This is a genomic window from Salmonella sp. SJTUF15570 (assembly GCF_043357055.1).
In the GTDB taxonomy this organism is placed as follows: domain Bacteria; phylum Pseudomonadota; class Gammaproteobacteria; order Enterobacterales; family Enterobacteriaceae; genus Salmonella; species Salmonella enterica.
The window spans coordinates 329,340-350,233 of record NZ_JBEUKJ010000006.1; the positions used below are offsets into that span (position 1 = coordinate 329,340).

The following is a 20,894-nucleotide window of genomic DNA, read 5'->3' on the forward strand; positions in this document are numbered from 1 at the left end:
AACACATGCAGGTGTAAGTGAGCTCCTCCCTGACCTTAGAGCAGGCGTTTGAAGCCTGTCAGATGAACAAAACGGCGTGGCTGGATCGTAAAGCTGAACTGACCGCCGCAGAGCAGGAATATCAGGAATTATTGCTGGATGACACGCATCAGGTTCCCGCAGATTACAGACATTGCGTGACCTGATTGACGTAAAAAAATGGGAGGTGAATCAGGCCGCCGGTCGCTACATCTTCTCGCATGAGGAGGTGCAACGTATCAACATCCTTAACCGGCTCCATGACTTTATGCAGCAGCACGGCGCGGAGCTGGCACCTGCACCTGCATTAAAAACGACTTCTTTAGCGGGCTGGCGTGGCGGGGAGAACATTGCGCGCTGGAAATATTATTAATTATTTTAAAAATGGAGGGGACTCCCCTCCAGATGTATAGTGATTATTTTAAAGTGAAGCTAGAATCGCTGGGGTCAACGCAGCGCCTTTGGCAACCTGATCATCCCCTCCTAGCTTATGGTAATGAGCTAATACAATATCAAGACTTTCATTAAATATAGCATTGTCGATGTTTATTTGATTTATTGTTGATAGTTCCTGTAAGATATTATCTTTGGTTCCTAAGTATTTTATGGCTGCAACCATCGCAACATAATATTTAATATTTGTTGTGGTTTTTGGATCTGGGGTGTATTTTTCTGTTTCTACTTTCAAAAAAGCTTCAGTAGCCTTTATAATTAGTATTACTTTTAAGTAGGTATCAATGGTGATATCTAGACTGAATATTTTTTTATATTCAGCATCAGAGTTGATAAGTGTTGATGGACGTGCCCTTGCACTATCAGGTCTGAACAATAATATTGTCATCATTGCTTGTGCAAGATACGCGATGCTTATGATTTTTGATACTGGTTTTCCAAGGTTTTTGTAGAAATTTTTCTTTCTATCATAATAGAAATCATTGGCTTTCAAATAATCTTCAATGTTTCTATGAATTTCATCAGAACTGCGAAGGGATGCAGGTAAAATAGCTGTTTGGCTGTTGGTGGCACGGATTATTCTGTCACGTGCATCTTCATTTTCTTCACAGATTATTCTAATGAGAATAGACCTTTTATCATTTTGAGAATTCTCGGAATTGGAAAAGTGTCGGTATATTTCATGTGAGGTTTGGAGCCCGTTAACAATTTGTGGGTCTTCTATGGTTAATTGTTTTCCTGCGCTGACTGCTTTCGGTGTAATTATTGTAACGCCATTGTTCAAATACCAGAAGTCATCAGAGTTCATATTTTGAAGCGTCAGTCGAATTCCTGTGTTAACAGTTACACTTCCTTGGTAGTCTCGAACGTTTGATTCGAAAATACTTCGAGCTAATGCGCCATTATCGCTGATGAATTCATAATATTTTGTAAGTGAAGCAAGGCAAATGTAGCTACCTGCAGATGTGCTTATTGGCTGTTCTGATACCTCTAATATGCGTGAACTCGCTGGTATGTTTCTGCTCATTTCTAATAGAGTGGTAGCTCCGATGAAAGAGAAGTCGCAGACTGAACCACTAAATAATCCATGTATATCGTCACGTAACTTACTTGCTTTATCAATTACATTTTGATGAATGTCATTTTCAACACCCTGGGTTGCATAAAAGAATTTTATTAAAATCGTCGGGAATGTTTTTGCAAGTTTTGAATAAGCATTTCTGAACAGGCTAACTTTCTCGAGTAATAATGAGTTATATCGTTTTTTAAATTTATCGAGATCGTTACCTAAGTCAAATAAATCCTGAATGGTTTCTCGGAATTTAATTATTGCATCCTCTTTAAATGTTGAGGATGTTTTAGACTGAATTACTACCAATTCAATTTGGTTTTTTCTTGCTTGAGTATTAAGTTGAGTATCTTCTTTTTGTAGTTCACCATTAATAAAAGTAAATATAGAGTCAATGCCGCCATCACCACCATTTCCAACAATGCCATATTCAATGTCATCATAGGTAACATCGTAATCTTTGAGGATTTCTGACGCTGAGTATATTTCAAAGAACTCAGAATCTTTAATATCGACATCGAGTTAATTCTTTTTATCTTTAAGAATTTGTTCAAGTATTATTTGGTCATTTGTCTTTTTTGACATGTTAGACTCCCTTATCTTATTTGTTTGAACCATTAACATAGCATCCCCACCATGACATTATTTCAACACGTTGAGTAATATATGTTGACCGATTATAAGCTTTTCTTACTTCATTTCTATCTGTATGTGCTAAAGCAGATTCAATAACATCAGGGTTTAATCCTGCTTCATTCATAGCTGTACTGGCTATAGAACGCAATCCATGCGCTACTAGCTTACCTCCATATCCGATGCGCTTTATAGCCGCATTAGCCGTTTGACTATTCATTGGCTGCTTTGGATCATTTCTGCTGGGAAAAACATGTTCACGGTGAGCACTGATTGGCTTCATCACTTCCAGAATCTCTAATGCCTGAGAAGATAGAGGTACAATGTGCTCCCTCTTCGCCTTCATCCGTTCGGCTGGAATAGTCCAAAGCTTTGCATCGAGATCGATTTCTGCCCAACGAGCACCGGAGGCCTCAGAAGGGCGCACAAGCGTCAGGAGTTGCCATTCAATTAAACAGCGAGTCGAAACAGAGAGATTTGACATCACCAAAGAACGCATCAGCTTCGGCAATTCTTCCGGACGCAGTGTCGGCATGTTTTGTTTTTTGGGCCTCTCAAAGGCCATCCCAACACCTGATGCTGGATTCGCATCTATCAGACCAGTGTTGACAGCATAAATCATTATCTCGTTAATGCGCTGCACCAGTCGACGTACAGTCTCAAGCGCCCCACGAGCTTTGATTGGCTCAAGAGCTTCAACCAGTTTCCGGGCTTTGATTTGCTGAACAGGGATCTCACCGATGGCAGGGAATACACCTTTCTCCAGTGAACGCCAAATGTCTTTTGCGTAATCAGGGGTGACGCTTTTGCTTTTGAGCTTGAACCAGTTAGCAGCGACCGTCGAAAAAATACTGTCCAGAGCGATTTGCTGCTGTTCCTCTGCAACTTCAGCTTGAATTTGCGGGTCGATTCCGTTGGCTAATAAGGCAAGGTAATCCGCTCTTAGTCCGCGAGCATCAGCAAGCGAAAGGGCGGAGAAAGCACCTAGCCCCATCATTGTCCGCTGTTTTGTCGCCGGACGTTGATAACGGAAGCGCCAGAGCTTTTTCCCGCTGGTTTTCACTATCAGGAAAAGGCCATCGCCATCATGCAGCGTTAGATCCTTCTCTAACGCTTTAGCGCGCAGAACTTCGGTGTTGGTCAGGGAGCGCGTTGTCCGTGCCACTGTGGCCGCTCCTTCATGAATTGGTATACGCTTTTAGGTATACATCCTACCGTATACCTAAACGTATACCAACAATCACCGGATTTAGCCGGATGTTCTCGGACAAGGACAGACACAAAAAAGCCCGCAGGGCTTGTGCCATGCGGGCTTTCAGGACTTCATCGGATGACTCTGGTAATCACCGATGGAGAATTTTGGTGGAGCTGGCGGGAGTTGAACCCGCGTCCGAAATTCCTACATACCATTTTTATACTAACGAAATCATATTTTCTCATTTTAAATCATGATGTTAATGTTAATCTGTGTTTGCTTGTTTTACTTGTTTTTAGTGCTCTGCCGCCAAAGTGCCGCCATTTATTAGCGATGCCAGTTGAGGTTATGAAGTGGATTTTTGGTAACGGCATCTTCCAGATGATCCGGTGCAAAATGGGCATAAATCATGGTCATTTTAATATCAGCGTGTCCTAAAATATCCCTCAATACCAAAATGTTTCCGCCGTTCATCATAAAGTGGCTGGCGAAAGTGTGGCGCAGAACGTGGGTACATTGACCTTCAGGTAGTTCAATTCCAGCTCGTTTTACCGCACGCTCAAAAGCCTTTCGGCATGGTGTGAATAACTTTCCTCTGTTTTTGGGTAATTCTTCATACAGTTCCTGAGAAATAGGAACAGTTCGGTTTTTCTTTCCTTTTGTTTTGGTATAGGTAATTCGATACTTTGATATCTGGTTACCTTGCAGGTTTTCGGCTTCGCTCCATCTTGCCCCGGTAGCCAGGCAAATCTTGGCAATCATTAGCAGACTGGGACTTTGAGATTCAGCACATGCGTCAAGCAGGCGTTTGATTTCATCAGCAGCAAGGAACGCCAGTTCACCTTCTGCAATTTTGAAAGTTGGCAGACCGGCGAGGGGGTTGGGTGCAGACCAATGTCCCAGCTTTTTCAGTGTGCCAAAAACTGAGGATAGGTTACGCTGTTCAAGGTTCACCGTTCTGGGCTTAACCGGTGACATGAGCACGCCATCTTCGTTTTTGACCTCACCTTTTAATCTGGCTTCCCGGTACTTTGTGAAATCACCTGCTGTCAATTCAGAAGCGATGGGATCGCCAAGTCCATTACAAATGATTTTTAACTTAGCCATTAATCGCTTAGGGTCAGCGAGTGTCTGACCGTACAGGGAATACCATTGCTCAATCACTTCTGACAGTTGTCGCCGATCTTCCTTTTCTCCCAGCCAAGGTTTCTTGTTTACCTCATCCATGGTGAAATTCTCAAACGCAATGGCTTCGCCTTTCGTCGCAAATTGTTTGCGTACGCGTTTGCCATCTCTTCCGTTTGGGTAGCATTCACATAACCACTTTCCGTTCGGCTGTTTTCTGATGGTCATATCAAAGGCTCTTAATAATTTTCAGTGCGCGACCTATTACCTCAATGTCATCCAGTTCGCACTCAAACGATGAATCATCCTGATGCACTACTAATCTGTTTCCCGGGAGTCGTGTCAATTTTACAATGCTTTTTATCCCGTCGATGTCCACTAACCACGTACCATTTACTGGTGGTGTTTGGTTGCGATCTATTAAATAAGAATCACCAGAAGTACTCACCAGCAGCAGGTTGCTTGAGTCTGAGGGGAGTATGCTGCTATCAATGATTGCTTTTCCAGCATCGACCAATAAACCACCGTTGAGAGTTGCCTTGTCAATTTCAGGAGATACAAGCTCAGAAAGAGGTTTAACCCTGCTGGAGTTCACAGAATTGATATTTTTTTTAGGGTCAATGTTTGAACCTGGCTCGCCTTGTCCGGTGGTTAGCCACAGTAAAGAAACTCCTGTTTCCAAGGCGCACTGAATCACCCACTCTGCGGGAAAGCTATCTCTTAAGTATCTGTTTGCCATAGTGCTTTTTGATGCGCCTAAGTGATCGCAAAGTTGCTGTCTGGACTTGAAATCATAGGCTGCCATTAGTCTATGGATAGCCTCTCTTCCCCCTGTATTCTCGCCAGCTTTTACCTGTATCATTTCTTAATCCTATTGACGTATCAAATATTGGATCGTAGTATCTCGATGTATCAAATATTGAATCTAGTAAAACAAGATAAAACGACATAAACCAAACCTTAATCGAGAGATACTGCACTATGAGCAACGACATTTCAATTCGTGTACCAAAAGTGATGGCGACACCTGCAGAGTTCGCGGAATGGGAAGGCCGCTCTCGCGGTTCGGTATATCAAATGATTCATAATGGTAAGCTCGCTAAATTCTTGGAAAAAAAGGAAAAACCGAAAGACAGAGTATGTATACGTTACCTTGAGTACAAAAAGGAACAAGTCAGGAAAAACATGGGCCAATCCAATTTCAATTTTAATGTCATCGTTGGTGGCTAAGTTCAATTATGAGAACTTTCTAAGGGGGCAGCATGTTTGATTACAAGATTTCCAAACATCCGCATTTTGATGAAGCCTGTAGAGCTTTTGCACTACGCCACAATATGGCGAAGCTGGCAGAACGTGCAGGAATGAATGTTCAGACACTGCGAAACAAACTCAACCCAGATCAACCGCATCAGCTCACAGCGCCAGAAATCTGGTTGCTCACCGATCTGACTGAAGATTCAACGCTGGTAGATGGCTTTCTGGCACAGATTCACTGCCTGCCATGCGTACCAATTAATGAGGTGGCAAAAGAGAAACTGCCACATTACGTCATGAGTGCAACCGCAGAGATCGGGCGTGTTGCTGCAGGTGCGGTATCTGGCGATGTAAAAACCAGTGCAGGTCGTCGTGATGCTATCAGCAGCATTAACTCTGTAACACGACTGATGGCGCTGGCGGCTGTTTCATTGCAGGCCCGTTTACAGGCTAATCCTGCGATGGCGAGTGCAGTTGATACCGTGACTGGCCTCGGTGCTTCATTCGGTTTGCTGTGAGGTGCTTATGCTGACGAAAGAACCATCATTTGCATCGCTGCTGGTAAAACAAAGCCCGGCAATGCACTACGGTCACGGCTGGATCATGGGTGAGGATGGTAAACGCTGGCATCCGTGCCGTTCACAAGATGAATTGCTGTCTGAATTGACCACGGGGAAACGGAGAAAGTCAAAATGTATGCAGCGGAAAGTGAAGTGGTTTATCAGTTTCGTTACAGAGGGGAGAGTTATTCAGTACCTGAAGATGATTTGCTCTGTTGTTATCCGTCGTTGTCGGGCGATGGCAGTTACTTTTTCACGCTAAAGGATGGGACGTTTTTACGGGGAGAGCAGGTTAAAGAGATGATACGAAAAAATATATCTCCTCTTGAGCGTTACCGTAAGAACAAAGAGCGATAGTTGCGTTTTGGGGATATGAATTATGGCAATTAATGGCGCTGCGGCGACTGTTCCATTAAGCCCAGGTGAACGCCTGAATGGACTTAATTATATTGCGGAGTTAAGGGCGAAAGTATTTGGCCTGAATATTGAGTCAGAGCTTGAGCGGTTTATTAAAGATATACGTGATCCACGGGATGTTAATTATGAACGAAATAAACGGGCACTGGCTGCTATATTCTTTATAGCAAAAATTCCAGCTGAACGTCATAGCATCAGCATTAATGAACTGACCACTGACGAAAAGCGGGAGTTGATTAAAGTAATGAATCATCTTCGTGCAGTGGTGAGCTTATTTCCCAGACGGCTAGCCATGCCGAATTAACCAATTAATGAAATTCATGGCGTAAACCCGCCGGGCATTCCTTTATCTAAATTCAGGAGAATTGATTATGCGTAATATTGAAACCCTCTCGACTAAAACCGGACCGGATGACGCAGGACTTAATATTTTACTGACAGAGGCTCGTCTGGAAGAACGTCGGGCAAGGGCTGAGGCAATGGCTGCCCGCCTTGATAGCCTTGCGTGTCATATTACATCCCGCCAGCTAAACCACGTCGAAGCAGCAGAACTGCTGCGTGTGACCGCTGAAGCAATCCAGAACGAAGCGCAGGAGGTCCACTAATGGCTGATGCAATGGATCTCGTACAGCAGCGCGTAGAAGAAGAACGCCAGCGCCATATCCGTGCTGACCGTACCAAAACGCCGGGCGTGTCCCGCGTACTTTGCATTGAATGTGAAGCGCCAATTCCGCCAGCACGACGCCGCGCCATTCCGGGTGTGCAGCTTTGCATTACCTGTCAGGAAATCGCAGAGCTTAAAGGCAAGCACTACAACGGAGGTGCTGTATGACAAGGGCAGTGCGTATCCATCAATTAAAAATTGCACCTAAGTATTTCAACGCTGTGGTTGCAGGTCAAAAGACGGCTGAACTTCGTAAAGACGATCGTGGCTATAAAGTTGGTGATGTTCTTTCTCTTTGCGAATGGAAGCATGGCGTATTTACGGGTAGGGAATGGGCCGCTGTTATCTCTCATGTGCTTCCGGTTAATGACGTCATGGCAGTTTCAGAACAATGGGTGATGCTATCAATTCGCCCATTAACCCCATTAGAAGCTTTAGGATATGTTATTGCAGGAGGTGCTGTATGAGCACCATCCTGAAATGGGCGGGAAATAAAACTGCCATAATGTCCGAACTGAAAAAACATCTTCCTGCTGGCCCGCGACTGGTTGAACCTTTCGCGGGTTCCTGTGCTGTGATGATGGAGACGGATTATCCCAGCTATCTGGTTGCGGATATTAATCCTGATTTAATCAACCTCTATAAAAAGGTTGCCGCTGATTGTGAATCGTTTATATCTCGCGCCAGAGTTTTATTTGAGATCGCAAACAGGGAGGTGGCTTATTACAACATAAGGCAGGAGTTTAATTACTCAACTGAAATTACTGATTTCATGAAAGCGGTATATTTCCTGTATCTCAATCGTCACGGTTACCGTGGTTTATGTCGCTATAACAAGAGCGGGCATTTCAACATTCCCTACGGTAATTATAAAAATCCGTATTTCCCTGAAAAAGAAATTCGCGCATTTGCAGAAAAAGCCCAGCGGGCAACGTTTATCTGCGCCAGCTTTGATGAAACGCTGGCGATGTTGAAGGCGGGGGATGTGGTGTATTGCGATCCGCCGTATGACGGTACGTTTTCCGGCTATCACACTGACGGCTTCACTGAAGATGACCAGTATCACCTGGCATCTGTTCTTGAACATCGGTCATCAGAAGGACATCCGGTCATTGTTTCTAACAGTGACACATCCCTGATCCGTTCGCTGTATCGCAATTTTACTCACCACTACATCAAGGCAAAACGCAGCATCGGTGTGGCAGCTGGCGAGGGTAAATCAGCAACAGAAATCATTGCTGTTTCCGGGCCGCGCTGCTGGGTGGGATTTGATTATTCGCGTGGCGTGGATAGTTCTGCCGTGTACGGAGTACGTGCATGAGTCATGCCGATATGAACAACTGCTGCGGCTTTAACGAAGCTGCCGCATCGTTCTCATGGAACAGCCCGAAAAAGGCCATTAACCCTTATCTGGACCCGGCGGAAGTTGCGCCGGTTTCTACGCTTTCAAACCTGATCACTCTGTACGCTGCCGATAACGAGCAGGAACAGCTGCGCCGTGAGGCGCTGAGTGATCAGGTCTGGGAGCGTTATTTCTTTAATGAATCCCGTGATCCTGTCCAGCGCGAAATGGAACAGGATAAGCTCATTAGTCGGGCAAAGCTGGCGCATGAGCAGCAGCGTTTTAATCCGGATATGGTCATTCTGGCGGACGTCAACGCCCAGCCTTCCCATATCAGCAAGCCGCTGATGCAACGTATTGAATACTTCAGCAGCCTGGGCAGGCCAAAGGCTTATTCCCGCTATTTACGTGAGACGATTAAGCCATGTCTGGAACGACTGGAGCATGTACGCGACAGTCAGCTATCTGCATCTTTTCGCTTTATGGCAAGCCATGAAGGGCTGGACGGCCTGCTGATCCTGCCTGAAATGAGTCAGGATCAGGTGAAACGCCTGTCCACCCTGGTAGCTGCGCATATGAGTATGTGCCTTGATGCCGCTTGTGGCGATTTGTATGCCACCGATGACGTTAAGCCGGAAGAAATCCGCAAGACATGGGAAAAGGTGGCAGCAGAAACCCTGCGACTGGATGTCATACCGCCTGCGTTTGAGCAACTCCGCCGGAAAAGAAACCGCCGCAAACCTGTGCCCTATGAACTCATTCCGGGTTCGCTGGCGCGTATGCTGTGCGCCGACTGGTGGTATCGGAAATTATGGAAGATGCGTTGCGAATGGCGGGAAGAGCAGTTGCGTGCTGTCTGTCTGGTCAGCAAAAAAGCATCTCCCTATGTCAGCTATGAAGCCGTGATGCATAAACGTGAGCAGCGCCGTAAGTCGCTGGAGTTTTTCCGTTCTCATGAACTGGTGAACGAAGACGGCGACACGCTGGACATGGAGGATGTGGTAAACGCCAGCAGCAGCAACCCTGCGCATCGCCGCAATGAGATGATGGCCTGTGTTAAAGGCCTGGAGCTTATCGCGGAAATGCGCGGTGACTGCGCCGTTTTCTACACCATCACCTGTCCGTCACGTTTCCATTCCACGCTAAATAACGGCAGGCCCAACCCGACCTGGACAAATGCGACGGTAAGACAAAGCAGTGATTATCTGGTTGGCATGTTTGCTGCATTTCGTAAGGCGATGCACAAAGCCGGATTGCGCTGGTATGGCGTGCGGGTGGCTGAGCCGCATCATGACGGTACAGTTCACTGGCACCTGTTGTGTTTTATGCGCAAAAAAGATCGCCGCGCCATTACTGCTTTGTTGCGTAAGTTTGCCATTCGTGAAGACCGCGAGGAGCTGGGGAATAACACGGGGCCACGCTTTAAGTCTGAGTTGATTAACCCGCGCAAAGGAACGCCGACAAGCTACATCGCGAAATATATCAGTAAGAACATTGACGGGCGTGGTCTGGCTGGCGAGATCAGCAAGGAAACGGGTAAATCCCTGCGTGATAACGCTGAATACGTGAATGCCTGGGCGTCTCTGCATCGTGTTCAGCAATTCCGCTTCTTTGGTATTCCGGGGCGTCAGGCTTACCGTGAACTGCGATTGCTGGCTGGTCAGGCGGCAAGGCAACAGGGTGACAAAAAAGCAGGTGCGCCGGTACTGGATAACCCGCGCCTTGATGCAATCCTGGCTGCTGCTGATGCTGGTTGTTTTGCCACCTACATCATGAAGCAGGGCGGCGTACTGGTTCCCCGTAAATATCACCTCATCAGAACTGCTTATGAAATCAACGAAGAGCCGACCGCCTATGGCGATCACGGCATTCGTATTTATGGCATCTGGTCACCTATTGCAGAGGGCAAGATCTGCACTCATGCCGTGAAGTGGAAAATGGTTCGTAAGGCCGTTGACGTTCAGGAGGCGGCAGCCGACCAGGGCGCTTGCGCCCCTTGGACTCGTGGCAATAACTGTCCCCTTGCTGAAAATTTGAACCAACAAGGGAAAGACAAATCAGCTGATGGGGATACCAGGACGGACATTACCCGCATGGATGACAAGGAGTTGCACGATTACCTGCACAGTATGAGCAAAAAAGAGCGCCGGGAACTGGCTGCAAGGTTACGCCTGGTGAAACCGAAACGGCGTAAAGACTACAAACAGCGAATTACAGACCATCAGCGACAGCAGCTCGTCTACGAACTGAAGTCCAGAGGATTTGATGGCAGCGAGAAAGAGGTCGATTTACTCCTTCGCGGCGGCAGTATTCCGTCAGGAGCAGGCCTGCGTATCTTCTATCGGAACCAGCGTTTGCAGGAAGATGATAAGTGGCGAAACCTGTATTAATTACGCGGGTTAACAATTCGTGCTCTTAATAATACCAGGCATATCAGGCTGATGAACGTAAAAAACGTTTTACATCAGTAAGATTATTATATACTGTAAATATAAACAGTGGTTATGTATACAGTGTTGCTTGTGGTGTCATAGGAGGAAAGATGCAGGACTATTTTTTGGAGTCTTTGAAGCTCCAGCGCATTGATTTTTTTCTTAAGCTTGTAGCGGCTAGTGAGTGTAGTGATGAAGAGAAGGGGCTGGCTCTGCAGTGGGTTTCTGAATTGACTGATGAACTCATGGCAAAAATCAGAAGCCACGAATACAACCGCTCAATGGATGTCATCAGCTGAGGTGACTTTTATGCGCATTGAAATAATGATCGATAAAGAGCAGAAGATTAGCCAGTCTACCCTGGACGCCCTTGAATCCGAGCTTTACCGCAATCTGCGCCCCCTGTATCCAAAAACGGTAATTCGTATCCGCAAAGGTAGCTCTAACGGTGTGGAACTGACTGGGCTGCAACAGGACGAAGAAAGAAAACAAGTGATGAAAATTATGCAGAAGGTGTGGGAAGACGACAGCTGGCTGCATTAAGAAACGTTGCTGGCGTCTGAACTTGCTTCTGGCGTCAGCAAGGTTGAACAACGAGCCCTTGCGAGGCGTTAGCTCTGTAGTGCATGTCTATGCCGCATGAGATCGCATGATCGTTTGAGGATCGTTTTTGCTAAGGCCCGCCAGAACTGGCGGGCTTTTGCGTAGATCATGCAGGTGCATGAAAACCACTACATAAAGCGGGCAGGCGTGGCGGGGATACGAGCGCGCGCAACGGGGTAAAATGGCCAAAATCCGGCACAGCCTCTGGCCCGCTGGCGGCCTCATTTAGTGGAGGGGGGGAGATGTCAGGGCAAAAAGAAACGCCCCGCAGAATGCTGCTGAGGCGTTGTGAGAGTTGGTCGGTTATTGATGTTATGAGTATGTCAGCTTCGTTTGCCCTTAAGTCCTAAGTCATAGGCTTCAAAACGGATAACCTCTTCATCCAGCCAGTCATTCAGCTCCTGCAGTCGCTTTTGCAGGGGCATCAGTTCATTGCGGACGAAGACACGGCTCGCTTTTTCCACATCCCCAAAGCCGCCAGTGTTGTTGGGAATGATGCCCATCATTTGCGGCGGTACGCGGTGAGCCGCCATCATGTCATCGCGGCTGACGTTCTTGATGTTCAGAAATTCATCCTTCGCCGCGACTTCCGACAACGGGATAATCTGAATGCCATCTTTTTTGCCGTTAGGCGAGTACATAAACAGGTTGCGGAAGTTGCCCGGTCCTTTAGCACTTTTCATTGCCTTGCGGATGTTGTTCACATCCTCCTGGTTCTGTGCGGCGTCGGTCATGTACATGATGAAGCCTGCGTGGCTGCCGTTAATGTAATACTTGCGGCGGAACAGCGTGGCGGATTCGTTGAGCAGAGCTGACGGAATGGCAGAAAGATAACCCGGCAGACCATAAATCTCCTGGTTGATATCCGGCTCCATCAGGTGGAAGACGTTACCTTTTGTGAACTGATACGGCTGTGTCGTCAGGCTGTATTGCACAAACCAGTATGTTTCAAGGTCAAGCCCGCGTCGGGTGTATTTTGCCAGTGCAGGCTCCAGCGAAATAACTTCACCAAAGCGGTTCGTGCGTTTCTCCAGGTAGGCGTTACCAAAAACCAGATAGTCCTGCACAAAACGGGTAAATGCCTGCTGGCTGAGAAGGCGATGTGGAATATAGGTACTGCTGATAATGTCACGCTTAACACTGATCGGGGAGCTGTGGTGCACGGCGGCGCGGAAGGTGCGCGCCAGTCCGTCAAAGCTGACGGGCGGCTCATACCAGCGATCCATCTGTACGCATTCCACATAGTCCAGCAGTTCGCGGCGGTCCAGTACAGGAATGGGATCACCAAAGCTGAAAGCCTCCGCAACGGGTTTTTTAGTTTCTTCTGCAGTTACGGTTTCGCCTGGCGCGATATGTTCTTTCATCAAAAAATCTCCACAATATTGCTGGTATTGGCGGACTCGCCCTGCAGCGGTTCGTTAAACAGTGCGTGCATGGTTGCCCATGCCAGATCGGCATGGCTGGCTTCTTCGCTGCGGCTGGCTTCGTAGGTCGGGCGGTTGCCACTGGCGGTGGTGGCGCGACGGATTGCCATGAATGACTGCGCAATGTCGGTATGTCCGGCGTCAAACTCCAGACGGCGGTGGCTGATAATGTCGTAGGCCTTGAGTACCAGGGCGTTTTTAACGTTGGGGTTGTAGACAAACTCCCGGACGGCAGGAAAGAACGCTTTCACGTTCTCGTAAACCCCGTGACCGACGCCGGTTGAGTCGATACCGATATAGGTCACGTTGTACTGTTCGGTCAGTTTTTTGATGGCGTCAGCCTGGGCGCGGAAGTCCATCCCGCGCCACTGGTGACGCTCAAGAATGCGAAACTTACCGCCTGGCACGGCTGGCGGTGCCACCACCACGCATCCGGCGCTGTCGCCGTTCTGCGTACCTTTTGCCGGGTCATAACCGATCCACACTTCGCGCCAGCCAAACGGGCGCAGGGCCAGTGCATGAAAGTCGGTCCAGACTTCCCAGCTGTCCACCATGCACGCCTGCAATTCGCTGAGCGGGAACACAGATGCGAGATCGTCAACGAACTCGCACATCAGCAGGTTCTGGTATTCGTCCGGGCTGTACTCCATGCGCAACTGGTCGAGGTCGAACAGGTTACAGCCGCCGCGTACCGCATCTTCCACGGTGACTATCTGGCGGTATTGCCCGTCTGCGCACAGCAGGCCGGGGGCCAGATTGCTGTGGGACAGGTCGATGTCCACCTTATCGGCTTTGTTGCGCCCACGGTTGAACAGCGCACCGGACCAGAACGGATAAGCACTGTGTGTCAGGCTGGATGGCGTGGAAAAATAGGTCTGTCGCCATTTCTTGTGAATAGCCATACCGGAAGCCACTTTGCGCAGCTCCTGGAATTTCGGTATCCAGAAATATTCATCCAGATACAGGTTGCCGTGGTAACTCTGGGCCGTGCGGGCATTGGTGCCGAGGAAATACAGTGTGGCCCCGTTGGGAAGCACCATCGGATCGCCTTTCAGCTCCACCTCCACTTCTTTGGCGAAGTCGATGATGTACTGCTTAAAGACGTGGGCCTGTGCTTTACTGGCGGAAAGGAAAATCTGGTTACGTCCGGTAAGCAGGGCGTCAATCAGGGCTTCACGGGCAAAGTAAAAGGTCGCGCCGATCTGGCGTGACTTCAGCAGGTTACGGATGCGATTGGTTTTTCCGGCTTCCCACCAGTGGCGCTGGTAGTTGAACATGGAGGAATGGAAGATTTCTTCCAGCTTCTCAATCTGTTCATCGGTGAAGACATTCTTTTCCGGCTGACGGCGCGGGCCTTTGTTGCGGTTGGCGACGTTAGGGTTTAAGTCGGCTTCGTTGCCGCCATTGTTAAACTTGCCGATCCGCGCGTGGCGCTCAGACTGGCGCGCCAGCAGGTCAATCTCTTTGAAATCTTTCCCTTCTTTGTGCTCCTTCATGATGAGCTGGCAGTAGCGTGCGGCGGTGGTGAGCTGCATCTGATCCAGCGGCCCATAGTCACCCCACTTGTCGCGTTTTTTCCAGCTGTGAACGGTTGCAACTTTCTCGCCCAGCATTTCAGCAATGCGGGCTACGCGGTATCCCTGAAAGTACAGCAGCATGGCCTGCCGACGGGGATCGAGATCTGCGGGTGTCAGTGTGGTGTTCATGGCACAAACCTACAGCCTTGAATGAAGGCTTTCCCCGCCTGCGGTTTGTGTGGTTGTCGGTACAAATACCGCGCATTGTTTCACTGCCCCCATCACCGCAACCATAAGGCTCCAGTAAGTTTTTTCTAACGGAGCACGGCTCATGACAGTGAAAGCAAAGCGTTTTCGCATCGGGGTGGAAGGTGCCACCACCGACGGACGCGAAATCCAGCGTGAATGGCTGGAACAGATGGCAGCCAGCTACAACCCGGCGGTGTATACCGCTCTGATTAACCTTGAGCACATCAAGTCTTATCTGCCGGACAGCACCTTTAACCGCTACGGCAAGGTGACGGCGCTGTTTGCTGAAGAAATCACGGAAGGTCCGCTGGCGGGCAAGATGGCGCTGTATGCCGACGTTGAGCCAACGGAATCCCTGGTGGAGCTGGTGAAAAAAGGCCAGAAATTATTCACCTCTATGGAAGTCAGCCCGAAGTTTGCTGATACGGGCAAAGCCTACCTGGTTGGCCTGGCCGCCACTGATGATCCAGCCAGTCTGGGTACGGAAATGCTGACATTCAGCGCCAGTGCAGCCCATAACCCGCTGGCAAACCGCAAGCAGAATCCCGCCAATCTTTTTACCGCTGCAGAGGAAACGGTGATCGAACTGGAAGAAATCCAGGATGACAAACCGTCCCTGTTTTCCCGCGTCACGGCGCTGTTCACCAAAAAAGAGCAGTCCGATGACGCCCGGTTCTCTGATGTGCATAAGGCCGTGGAGCTGGTCGCCACTGAGCAGCAGAACCTGAGCGCACGCACCGAAAAATCCCTGTCTGAGCAGGAAGAACGTCTGTCTGAGCTGGAGACTGCCCTGCAGGTACAGCAGACCGCCTTTAACGAACTGGTGAATAAGCTGAGTCATGAAGACAGCCGCCAGGACTACCGCCAGCGTGCAACAGGCGGTAACGCCCCCGCTGACACTCTGACCAATTGCTGATGGAGCACAAACCTGATGAAGAAGAATACCCGCTTTGCTTTTAACGCTTACCTGCAGCAACTGGCACGTCTGAACGGTGTGGCAGTTGAAGAACTGTCCAGCAAGTTCACTGTAGAGCCGTCTGTGCAGCAGACGCTGGAAGACCAGATCCAGCAGTCCGCCGCTTTCCTGACGCTGATTAACGTCACGCCAGTGACTGAGCAGTCCGGTCAGCTGCTGGGGCTGGGTGTTGGCAGCACCATTGCCGGAACCACTGACACCACCGCGAAAGAGCGTGAACCTGTCGATCCGACGCTGATGGTCGATGTGGAATACAAATGCGAGCAGACCAACTTTGACACGGTGCTGACCTACGCGAAGCTGGACCTGTGGGCGAAGTTTCAGGATTTCCAGGTGCGTATCCGTGACGCCATCGTGAAACGTCAGGCACTGGACCGCATCATGATCGGCTTTAACGGCGTGAAGCGTGCGAAAACCTCCAACCGTAGTGAAAACCCGCTGCTGCAGGATGTGAACAAAGGCTGGCTGCAGAAAATCCGTGAGGATGCACCGGATCACGTCATGGGCAGCACCACCACGGGCGGTGAAACCACTCCGGGTGCGGTGAAAGTCGGGAAAGGTGGCGAATATGCCAACCTGGACGCTGTGGTGATGGATGCCGTCAATGAGCTTATCGACGTGGTTTACCAGGACGATGACGATCTGGTGGTGATTTGCGGTCGTGAACTGTTGTCTGACAAGTATTTCCCGCTGGTCAACAAAGAGCAGGAAAACAGTGAAAAACTGGCTGCCGATATGATCATCAGCCAGAAACGCATGGGTGGCCTGCAGGCCGTGCGTGCGCCGTTCTTCCCGCCGAATGCGCTGCTGATCACCCGTCTGGATAACCTGTCCATCTACTGGCAGGAAGACACCCGCCGCCGTTCAGTTATCGACAACCCGAAACGTGACCGGATTGAAAACTTTGAATCCGTTAATGAAGCCTATGTGGTTGAGGACTACCGCTGCGCCGCACTGGTGGAAAACATCCAGATTGGTGATTTCAGCGCCGCCGCAGCCGAAACCGGAGCGTAATCCATGAGCCTGAGTCCCGCACGGCAGCATCGCCTGCGCGTTCAGGCTGAACAGGCCGCCCGCGAGGGCGGCAGTGTTCGCCACGCATCGGGCTATGACCTGATGCTGCTGCAACTGGCGGAAGACCGCCGCCGTCTCAAGGGCGTTCAGTCCACGGTCAAAAAAGCGGAAATCAAGGTGGAACTGCTGCCGAAATACGCCGCCTGGGCAGAGGGTGTCCTGGCTGGCGGAGGCGCGCAACAGGATGACGTGCTGATGTACGTGATGCTGTGGCGCATTGATGCCGGAGATTATGCCGGGGCGCTGGAGATCGGGCGTCACGCCCTGCGTCATGGATGGGTGATGCCGTTGGGTAACCGCAACGTGCAGACCGTGCTGGCAGAGGAAATGGCAGACGCGGCGCAGAGCGCAATGCTTGCCGCCACCGGCTTTGATGCTGATCTGTTGCTGCAGACGCTGGAGCTGACAGACGGTCTGGATATGCCGGACCAGTCACGGGCGCGTCTGCATAAAGCGATTGGCGCTGTCCTGAGTGAAAGCAATCCGGCTTCCGCCCTTAATCATCTCAACCATGCGTTACAGCTCGATCCCCGCTGTGGCGTGAAAAAAGACAAACAGCAGCTGGAGCGCAGACTGCGCAATGACAGCCGCTGACAGAACGTGCCCCCGCGCACGGGCGGCACGGGGTGGCGAAAGGCACAGCCACATCAAAACCCCGTCCACCGCCCTCTATCTCAGGAGAAAGCAGCATGAAGTTTGTTGCGCCAGAACAGGCACCGGAACAGGCGGAAATCATCAGAAATACGCCGTTCTGGCCTGATGTGGACCTGTCGGAGTTTCGCAGTGTCATGCGCACTGACGGCACGGTGACGCAGCCGCGTTTAAAGCAGGTTGCGCTGTCGGCAATTTCGGAGGTTAACGCAGAGCTGTATGAGTTTCGCAGACGCCAGCAGATGCTGGGGTATGCCTCGCTGGCAGAGGTTCCGGCAGAACAGCTGGACGGGAAAAGTGAGCGCATTCAGCACTATTTCAACGCGGTTTACTGCTGGGCACGCGCCATGCTCAACGAACGATACCAGGACTATGACGCCACGGCGTCTGGTGTGAAGCGAGGCGAGGAACTGGCGGAAGCCAGCGGTGATTTATGGCGTGACGCCCGCTGGGCCATCAGCCGGGTACAGGACGCGCCGCACTGCACAGTGGAGCTTATCTGATGAAAGTGCGTGCGCATCAGTATGACACGGTGGACGCGCTTTGCTGGCGTCATTACGGGCGCACGCAGGGTGTCACGGAGCAGGTACTGAAGGCAAATCCGGGGCTTGCCGAATACGGCCCCTTTTTACCTCACGGGCTGCAGGTGGAGCTGCCGGACATTCCGACTACCACCACCGTGCAGACCGTCCAGCTATGGGACTGAATTATGACGCTTGAGCGAATCAGCGCCTTTATCACGTACTGCATCGCCGTTGTGCTGGCCTGGCTGGGCGATTTGTCCATCAAGGATGCCTCAACGCTGGGCGGCCTGATGATTGGTGTGCTGATGCTGGCTATCAACTGGTACTACAAACACAAAGCCTACCAGCTTCTGCGCGACGGGCAGATCTCGCGGGAGGACTATGAATCCATCAATCGTTAAACGCTGCCTTGTCGGGGCCGTGCTGGCTATTGCTGCCACGCTGCCGGGTTTTCAGCAGCTTCACACCTCCGTGGAGGGGCTGAAACTGATTGCCGATTACGAAGGCTGTCGTCTGCAGCCGTATCAGTGCAGCGCGGGCGTCTGGACCGACGGCATTGGTAATACATCTGGCGTCATTCCAGGCAAAACCATTACGGAACGACAGGCAGCGGAAGGGCTGATCTCCAACGTGCTGCGTGTGGAGCGGGCGCTGGAAAGGTGTGTGAAGCAACAGCCGCCGCAGAAGGTGTATGACGCTGCGGTGTCGTTTGCCTTCAACGTGGGAACGGGCAATGCCTGCAGTTCCACGCTGGTGAAATTACTCAATCAGCGGCGCTGGGCAGATGCGTGCCGACAGTTGCCGCGCTGGGTTTATGTGAAAGGTGTTTTTAATCAGGGGCTGGATAACCGCCGTGCGCGGGAGATGGCCTGGTGTTTACAGGGAGCAAACTGAAATGAAAAAGAAATTAATCAGCGGGCTGTTTCTGATGTTATTGATGGCGTTGTTAATCGCCGCAATGGTGTATCCGCAGGGGATTTTTCCGGTACTGGCAGCGTCCGGCGTTTGGGTAGCCTGTTTGCTGACATGGGGGGCAATTACGGTAGCACTGGCTGTGTTAATTAAGAATGGCCCGCTCTGGCAGGAGTTGAGGGCATCTTTGCTGAAGACAATTACCCGAAAAGAAAACGTATTTATCAGCTGGGTGATGCGATTGCTGATTGTCGTCAGTCTCGCCTGGACGGGGTGGGCTATTACCCTGGTCTTTTATCTACTGACCGTTATTGCCTTCTGGATCACCCGTAATCAGATGGCGCAACAGGTAGCAGCATGAACCGGTTGCTGCTGGTTGTGCTGGCGTTATTACTGGCGGCGCTGGGCTGGCAGACGTGGCGGCTGGCTGATGCCAGCCAGACCATCAGCACGCAGGCAGACGAGCTTCGGAGCAAAAGCCAGGCACTGGTAAAGAGCAACAGCCAGCTTATCAGCCTGTCCATTCTGACTGAAACCAATAACCGGGAGCAGGCGCGGCTCTATGCCGAAGCAGAACAGACCAGTGTACTGCTGAGACAACGACAACACCGGATTGAGGAACTGAAACGTGAGAACGAGGATTTACGCCGCTGGGCTGATACTCCTTTGCCTGCTGACATTATCCGGCTGCGGGAACGCCCCACACTCACCGGAGGTGCAGCTTACCGTCAGTGGTTGTCCGCGAGTGACGCCGTGTCGGCTGGGGCAGGCAGCGCCGCGCACTAACGGTGACCTGAACGCGTTGCTGGATGAAACGGAGGCCGCCTGGGCGGTCTGTGCAGACAAAGTGGACATGATTATTGCGTGTCAGGAGCGAAACAGTGAACAAACCACAATCCCTGCGCCACGCCCTCAATAAAGCGGTGCCTTATGTCCGCAATAACCCGGACAAACTGCATCTGTTTGTGGATAACGGTTCGCTGGTTGCCACGGGGGCCAGCTCCATGTCATGGGAGTACCGCTATACCCTGAACGTGGTGATAGAGGATTTCAGCGGCGACCAGAATCTGCTGATGGCCCCGGTTTTACTGTGGCTTCGGGATAACCAGCCCGATGCCATCAATAACCCGGCGTTACGGGAAAAGCTTTTCACCTTTGAGGTGGATATTTTGCGCAACGATGTCTGTGATATCAGCCTTAACCTGCAACTGACGGAACGTGTGCTGGTCAGTACTGACGGCAGTGTGTCGAGCGTTGAAGCTGTAGCAGAACCCGATGAACCTGAAGAAATGTGGACGGTGAAACGTGGCTGAACTGCAGAAGGTGGACGGCTGGCTGAGTGCCTTGCTGGCGAATCTGGAACCAGCCACGAGAAGCCGCATGATGCGCCAGCTGGCGCAGGAACTGCGCCGGACACAGCAGCAGAATATCAGGATGCAGCGCAATCCAGATGGCAGCAGTTATGAACCGCGCAGGGTAACAGCACGCAGCAAAAAAGGCCGCATCAAACGTCAGATGTTTGCAAAGCTGCGCACCACAAAATACCTGAAAACTGCCGCCAGCGCCGACTCTGCCAGCGTACAGTTTGAAGGCAAGGTGCAGCGTATTGCCCGTGTTCACCATTACGGCCTGCGTGATCGCGTCAGTCGCAAAGGACCGGAGGTCCGTTACGCAGAGCGCCGCCTGCTGGGTGTAAATGATGATGTTGAGGCAATGACCCGCGACATGATTTTGCAATGGCTGGCGGGGTGATCTTTGTATCAGCACTGATACAAGTTGCAGCACTGCCGCCTTTCTTCCCC

The 20,894-nt window shown here is 50.5% G+C and carries 29 protein-coding genes and 2 pseudogenes; 25 read left to right on the top strand and 6 right to left on the bottom strand.

Going from position 1 to position 20,894, the window contains the following annotated elements:
• Nucleotides 1-62: 62 nt before the first annotated feature.
• Nucleotides 63-325, top strand: a pseudogene (locus tag ABVN44_RS14805) (phage polarity suppression protein); the annotation flags it as partial.
• Between the two features lie 114 nt (nt 326-439).
• On the opposite strand, the gene ABVN44_RS14810 reads toward ABVN44_RS14805, so the two are convergent.
• From ABVN44_RS14810 to ABVN44_RS14825, 4 genes are all read right to left on the bottom strand, one after another.
• Entirely contained in the window at nt 440-1,849 is a 1,410-nt protein-coding gene (locus ABVN44_RS14810; protein ID WP_023231824.1) for an AIPR family protein, read from the bottom strand.
• Nucleotides 1,850-2,141: 292 nt separating this feature from the next.
• A complete protein-coding gene (locus tag ABVN44_RS14815) occupies nt 2,142-3,338 on the bottom strand; it encodes an integrase domain-containing protein (RefSeq protein WP_023231826.1) in 1,197 nt (398 codons plus the stop codon).
• A gap of 357 nt (nt 3,339-3,695) precedes the next feature.
• Nucleotides 3,696-4,721: a site-specific integrase gene (locus ABVN44_RS14820; protein ID WP_001547641.1), complete on the bottom strand. Its 1,026-nt coding sequence runs from the start codon at nt 4,719-4,721 to the stop codon at nt 3,696-3,698.
• A 1-nt stretch (nt 4,722) separates the two neighbouring features.
• Nucleotides 4,723-5,355: a phage repressor protein CI gene (locus ABVN44_RS14825; protein ID WP_016242322.1), complete on the bottom strand. Its 633-nt coding sequence runs from the start codon at nt 5,353-5,355 to the stop codon at nt 4,723-4,725.
• Between the two features lie 119 nt (nt 5,356-5,474).
• On the opposite strand from ABVN44_RS14825, the gene ABVN44_RS14830 reads away from it, so the two are divergent.
• From ABVN44_RS14830 to ABVN44_RS14885, 12 genes and pseudogenes are all read left to right on the top strand, one after another.
• Nucleotides 5,475-5,723: a hypothetical protein gene (locus ABVN44_RS14830; RefSeq protein ID WP_001547639.1), complete on the top strand. Its 249-nt coding sequence runs from the start codon at nt 5,475-5,477 to the stop codon at nt 5,721-5,723.
• 32 nt (nt 5,724-5,755) lie between these two features.
• The gene (locus ABVN44_RS14835) at nt 5,756-6,265 is read left to right on the top strand and encodes a phage regulatory CII family protein (RefSeq protein ID WP_006799357.1); all 510 of its coding nucleotides are present in this window, start codon (nt 5,756-5,758) and stop codon (nt 6,263-6,265) included.
• Between the two features lie 7 nt (nt 6,266-6,272).
• Nucleotides 6,273-6,428, top strand: a pseudogene (locus ABVN44_RS14840) (phage filamentation protein Fil family protein); the annotation flags it as partial.
• A gap of 11 nt (nt 6,429-6,439) precedes the next feature.
• Nucleotides 6,440-6,664 carry a hypothetical protein gene (locus ABVN44_RS14845; protein ID WP_021576389.1) on the top strand — a complete coding sequence of 75 codons (225 nt, stop codon included), beginning with the start codon at nt 6,440-6,442 and terminating at the stop codon, nt 6,662-6,664.
• Between the two features lie 22 nt (nt 6,665-6,686).
• Nucleotides 6,687-7,028 carry a DUF5347 family protein gene (locus ABVN44_RS14850; protein WP_006799360.1) on the top strand — a complete coding sequence of 114 codons (342 nt, stop codon included), beginning with the start codon at nt 6,687-6,689 and terminating at the stop codon, nt 7,026-7,028.
• A gap of 67 nt (nt 7,029-7,095) precedes the next feature.
• Entirely contained in the window at nt 7,096-7,329 is a 234-nt protein-coding gene (locus ABVN44_RS14855) for a DUF2732 family protein (protein WP_001244214.1), read from the top strand.
• Nucleotides 7,329-7,556, top strand: a complete 228-nt coding sequence (locus ABVN44_RS14860; RefSeq protein WP_006799362.1) for a TraR/DksA family transcriptional regulator — start codon at nt 7,329-7,331, stop codon at nt 7,554-7,556. Before ABVN44_RS14855 ends, ABVN44_RS14860 begins: the two co-directional genes overlap by 1 nt.
• Nucleotides 7,553-7,855 carry a DUF3850 domain-containing protein gene (locus ABVN44_RS14865; protein WP_000196280.1) on the top strand — a complete coding sequence of 101 codons (303 nt, stop codon included), beginning with the start codon at nt 7,553-7,555 and terminating at the stop codon, nt 7,853-7,855. Before ABVN44_RS14860 ends, ABVN44_RS14865 begins: the two co-directional genes overlap by 4 nt.
• Entirely contained in the window at nt 7,852-8,709 is an 858-nt protein-coding gene (locus ABVN44_RS14870; RefSeq protein WP_000104157.1) for a DNA adenine methylase, read from the top strand. The genes ABVN44_RS14865 and ABVN44_RS14870 overlap by 4 nt, the downstream gene beginning before the upstream one ends.
• Entirely contained in the window at nt 8,706-11,120 is a 2,415-nt protein-coding gene (locus tag ABVN44_RS14875) for a replication endonuclease (protein ID WP_024139945.1), read from the top strand. The genes ABVN44_RS14870 and ABVN44_RS14875 overlap by 4 nt, the downstream gene beginning before the upstream one ends.
• A 152-nt stretch (nt 11,121-11,272) precedes the next feature.
• Complete coding sequence (locus ABVN44_RS14880) at nt 11,273-11,461, top strand: hypothetical protein (protein WP_001154431.1); 189 nt, start codon at nt 11,273-11,275, stop codon at nt 11,459-11,461.
• Nucleotides 11,462-11,471: 10 nt separating this feature from the next.
• Entirely contained in the window at nt 11,472-11,705 is a 234-nt protein-coding gene (locus ABVN44_RS14885; RefSeq protein ID WP_001555842.1) for a DinI-like family protein, read from the top strand.
• A gap of 383 nt (nt 11,706-12,088) precedes the next feature.
• On the opposite strand, the gene ABVN44_RS14890 is transcribed toward ABVN44_RS14885, so the two are convergent.
• The gene (locus tag ABVN44_RS14890) at nt 12,089-13,129 is read right to left on the bottom strand and encodes a phage portal protein (protein WP_000658059.1); all 1,041 of its coding nucleotides are present in this window, start codon (nt 13,127-13,129) and stop codon (nt 12,089-12,091) included.
• Nucleotides 13,129-14,895 carry a terminase ATPase subunit family protein gene (locus ABVN44_RS14895; protein ID WP_001098431.1) on the bottom strand — a complete coding sequence of 589 codons (1,767 nt, stop codon included), beginning with the start codon at nt 14,893-14,895 and terminating at the stop codon, nt 13,129-13,131. The genes ABVN44_RS14890 and ABVN44_RS14895 overlap by 1 nt, the downstream gene beginning before the upstream one ends.
• Nucleotides 14,896-15,037: 142 nt before the next feature.
• Here ABVN44_RS14895 and ABVN44_RS14900 point away from each other — a divergent pair, with 142 nt between their 5' ends.
• The 12 genes from ABVN44_RS14900 (at nt 15,038) to ABVN44_RS14955 (ending at nt 20,844) form a co-directional block, all read left to right on the top strand.
• Nucleotides 15,038-15,871 (top strand): GPO family capsid scaffolding protein, encoded by an 834-nt coding sequence (locus ABVN44_RS14900; protein WP_006799371.1) that lies wholly within the window; start codon nt 15,038-15,040, stop codon nt 15,869-15,871.
• A 15-nt stretch (nt 15,872-15,886) separates the two neighbouring features.
• On the top strand, nt 15,887-16,945 hold the full coding sequence (locus ABVN44_RS14905; RefSeq protein ID WP_000742511.1) for a phage major capsid protein, P2 family: 1,059 nt from the start codon (nt 15,887-15,889) through the stop codon (nt 16,943-16,945).
• A gap of 3 nt (nt 16,946-16,948) precedes the next feature.
• Complete coding sequence (locus ABVN44_RS14910; RefSeq protein WP_000059205.1) at nt 16,949-17,599, top strand: terminase endonuclease subunit; 651 nt, start codon at nt 16,949-16,951, stop codon at nt 17,597-17,599.
• Nucleotides 17,600-17,694: 95 nt separating this feature from the next.
• Complete coding sequence (locus ABVN44_RS14915) at nt 17,695-18,159, top strand: head completion/stabilization protein (protein WP_000673523.1); 465 nt, start codon at nt 17,695-17,697, stop codon at nt 18,157-18,159.
• Entirely contained in the window at nt 18,159-18,362 is a 204-nt protein-coding gene (locus tag ABVN44_RS14920; protein WP_000868175.1) for a tail protein X, read from the top strand. Before ABVN44_RS14915 ends, ABVN44_RS14920 begins: the two co-directional genes overlap by 1 nt.
• 3 nt (nt 18,363-18,365) lie before the next feature.
• A complete protein-coding gene (locus ABVN44_RS14925) occupies nt 18,366-18,581 on the top strand; it encodes an HP1 family phage holin (RefSeq protein ID WP_000171568.1) in 216 nt (71 codons plus the stop codon).
• The gene (locus ABVN44_RS14930; RefSeq protein WP_001069905.1) at nt 18,562-19,074 is read left to right on the top strand and encodes a lysozyme; all 513 of its coding nucleotides are present in this window, start codon (nt 18,562-18,564) and stop codon (nt 19,072-19,074) included. The genes ABVN44_RS14925 and ABVN44_RS14930 overlap by 20 nt, the downstream gene beginning before the upstream one ends.
• 1 nt (nt 19,075) lies before the next feature.
• On the top strand, nt 19,076-19,453 hold the full coding sequence (locus tag ABVN44_RS14935) for a DNZ54_00345 family protein (protein ID WP_006799375.1): 378 nt from the start codon (nt 19,076-19,078) through the stop codon (nt 19,451-19,453).
• Nucleotides 19,450-19,878: an Rz-like lysis system protein LysB gene (lysB, locus tag ABVN44_RS14940; RefSeq protein ID WP_024139947.1), complete on the top strand. Its 429-nt coding sequence runs from the start codon at nt 19,450-19,452 to the stop codon at nt 19,876-19,878. Before ABVN44_RS14935 ends, lysB begins: the two co-directional genes overlap by 4 nt.
• A complete protein-coding gene (gene lysC, locus ABVN44_RS14945) occupies nt 19,763-20,011 on the top strand; it encodes an Rz1-like lysis system protein LysC (protein ID WP_223931488.1) in 249 nt (82 codons plus the stop codon). Before lysB ends, lysC begins: the two co-directional genes overlap by 116 nt.
• Entirely contained in the window at nt 19,974-20,405 is a 432-nt protein-coding gene (locus ABVN44_RS14950; RefSeq protein ID WP_001039945.1) for a phage tail protein, read from the top strand. Before lysC ends, ABVN44_RS14950 begins: the two co-directional genes overlap by 38 nt.
• Entirely contained in the window at nt 20,398-20,844 is a 447-nt protein-coding gene (locus ABVN44_RS14955; protein ID WP_006799381.1) for a phage virion morphogenesis protein, read from the top strand. Before ABVN44_RS14950 ends, ABVN44_RS14955 begins: the two co-directional genes overlap by 8 nt.
• Nucleotides 20,845-20,894 lie beyond the last annotated feature (50 nt).

What these genes read in the sequence shown, in the direction of transcription:
- ABVN44_RS14925 (WP_000171568.1), top strand. Translation starts at nt 18,366, where the DNA reads ATGACGCTTGAGCGAATCAGCGCCTTTATCACGTACTGCATCGCCGTT.
- ABVN44_RS14830 (WP_001547639.1), top strand. Translation starts at nt 5,475, where the DNA reads ATGAGCAACGACATTTCAATTCGTGTACCAAAAGTGATGGCGACACCT.
- ABVN44_RS14885 (WP_001555842.1), top strand. Translation starts at nt 11,472, where the DNA reads ATGCGCATTGAAATAATGATCGATAAAGAGCAGAAGATTAGCCAGTCT.
- ABVN44_RS14895 (WP_001098431.1), bottom strand. Translation starts at nt 14,895, where the DNA reads ATGAACACCACACTGACACCCGCAGATCTCGATCCCCGTCGGCAGGCC.
- ABVN44_RS14890 (WP_000658059.1), bottom strand. Translation starts at nt 13,129, where the DNA reads ATGAAAGAACATATCGCGCCAGGCGAAACCGTAACTGCAGAAGAAACT.
- ABVN44_RS14910 (WP_000059205.1), top strand. Translation starts at nt 16,949, where the DNA reads ATGAGCCTGAGTCCCGCACGGCAGCATCGCCTGCGCGTTCAGGCTGAA.
- ABVN44_RS14905 (WP_000742511.1), top strand. Translation starts at nt 15,887, where the DNA reads ATGAAGAAGAATACCCGCTTTGCTTTTAACGCTTACCTGCAGCAACTG.
- ABVN44_RS14875 (WP_024139945.1), top strand. Translation starts at nt 8,706, where the DNA reads ATGAGTCATGCCGATATGAACAACTGCTGCGGCTTTAACGAAGCTGCC.
- ABVN44_RS14850 (WP_006799360.1), top strand. Translation starts at nt 6,687, where the DNA reads ATGGCAATTAATGGCGCTGCGGCGACTGTTCCATTAAGCCCAGGTGAA.
- ABVN44_RS14920 (WP_000868175.1), top strand. Translation starts at nt 18,159, where the DNA reads ATGAAAGTGCGTGCGCATCAGTATGACACGGTGGACGCGCTTTGCTGG.
- ABVN44_RS14825 (WP_016242322.1), bottom strand. Translation starts at nt 5,355, where the DNA reads ATGATACAGGTAAAAGCTGGCGAGAATACAGGGGGAAGAGAGGCTATC.
- ABVN44_RS14820 (WP_001547641.1), bottom strand. Translation starts at nt 4,721, where the DNA reads ATGACCATCAGAAAACAGCCGAACGGAAAGTGGTTATGTGAATGCTAC.
- ABVN44_RS14880 (WP_001154431.1), top strand. Translation starts at nt 11,273, where the DNA reads ATGCAGGACTATTTTTTGGAGTCTTTGAAGCTCCAGCGCATTGATTTT.
- ABVN44_RS14870 (WP_000104157.1), top strand. Translation starts at nt 7,852, where the DNA reads ATGAGCACCATCCTGAAATGGGCGGGAAATAAAACTGCCATAATGTCC.
- ABVN44_RS14865 (WP_000196280.1), top strand. Translation starts at nt 7,553, where the DNA reads ATGACAAGGGCAGTGCGTATCCATCAATTAAAAATTGCACCTAAGTAT.
- ABVN44_RS14835 (WP_006799357.1), top strand. Translation starts at nt 5,756, where the DNA reads ATGTTTGATTACAAGATTTCCAAACATCCGCATTTTGATGAAGCCTGT.
- lysB (WP_024139947.1), top strand. Translation starts at nt 19,450, where the DNA reads ATGAACCGGTTGCTGCTGGTTGTGCTGGCGTTATTACTGGCGGCGCTG.
- ABVN44_RS14900 (WP_006799371.1), top strand. Translation starts at nt 15,038, where the DNA reads ATGACAGTGAAAGCAAAGCGTTTTCGCATCGGGGTGGAAGGTGCCACC.
- ABVN44_RS14860 (WP_006799362.1), top strand. Translation starts at nt 7,329, where the DNA reads ATGGCTGATGCAATGGATCTCGTACAGCAGCGCGTAGAAGAAGAACGC.
- ABVN44_RS14845 (WP_021576389.1), top strand. Translation starts at nt 6,440, where the DNA reads ATGTATGCAGCGGAAAGTGAAGTGGTTTATCAGTTTCGTTACAGAGGG.
- ABVN44_RS14935 (WP_006799375.1), top strand. Translation starts at nt 19,076, where the DNA reads ATGAAAAAGAAATTAATCAGCGGGCTGTTTCTGATGTTATTGATGGCG.
- ABVN44_RS14915 (WP_000673523.1), top strand. Translation starts at nt 17,695, where the DNA reads ATGAAGTTTGTTGCGCCAGAACAGGCACCGGAACAGGCGGAAATCATC.
- ABVN44_RS14930 (WP_001069905.1), top strand. Translation starts at nt 18,562, where the DNA reads ATGAATCCATCAATCGTTAAACGCTGCCTTGTCGGGGCCGTGCTGGCT.
- ABVN44_RS14855 (WP_001244214.1), top strand. Translation starts at nt 7,096, where the DNA reads ATGCGTAATATTGAAACCCTCTCGACTAAAACCGGACCGGATGACGCA.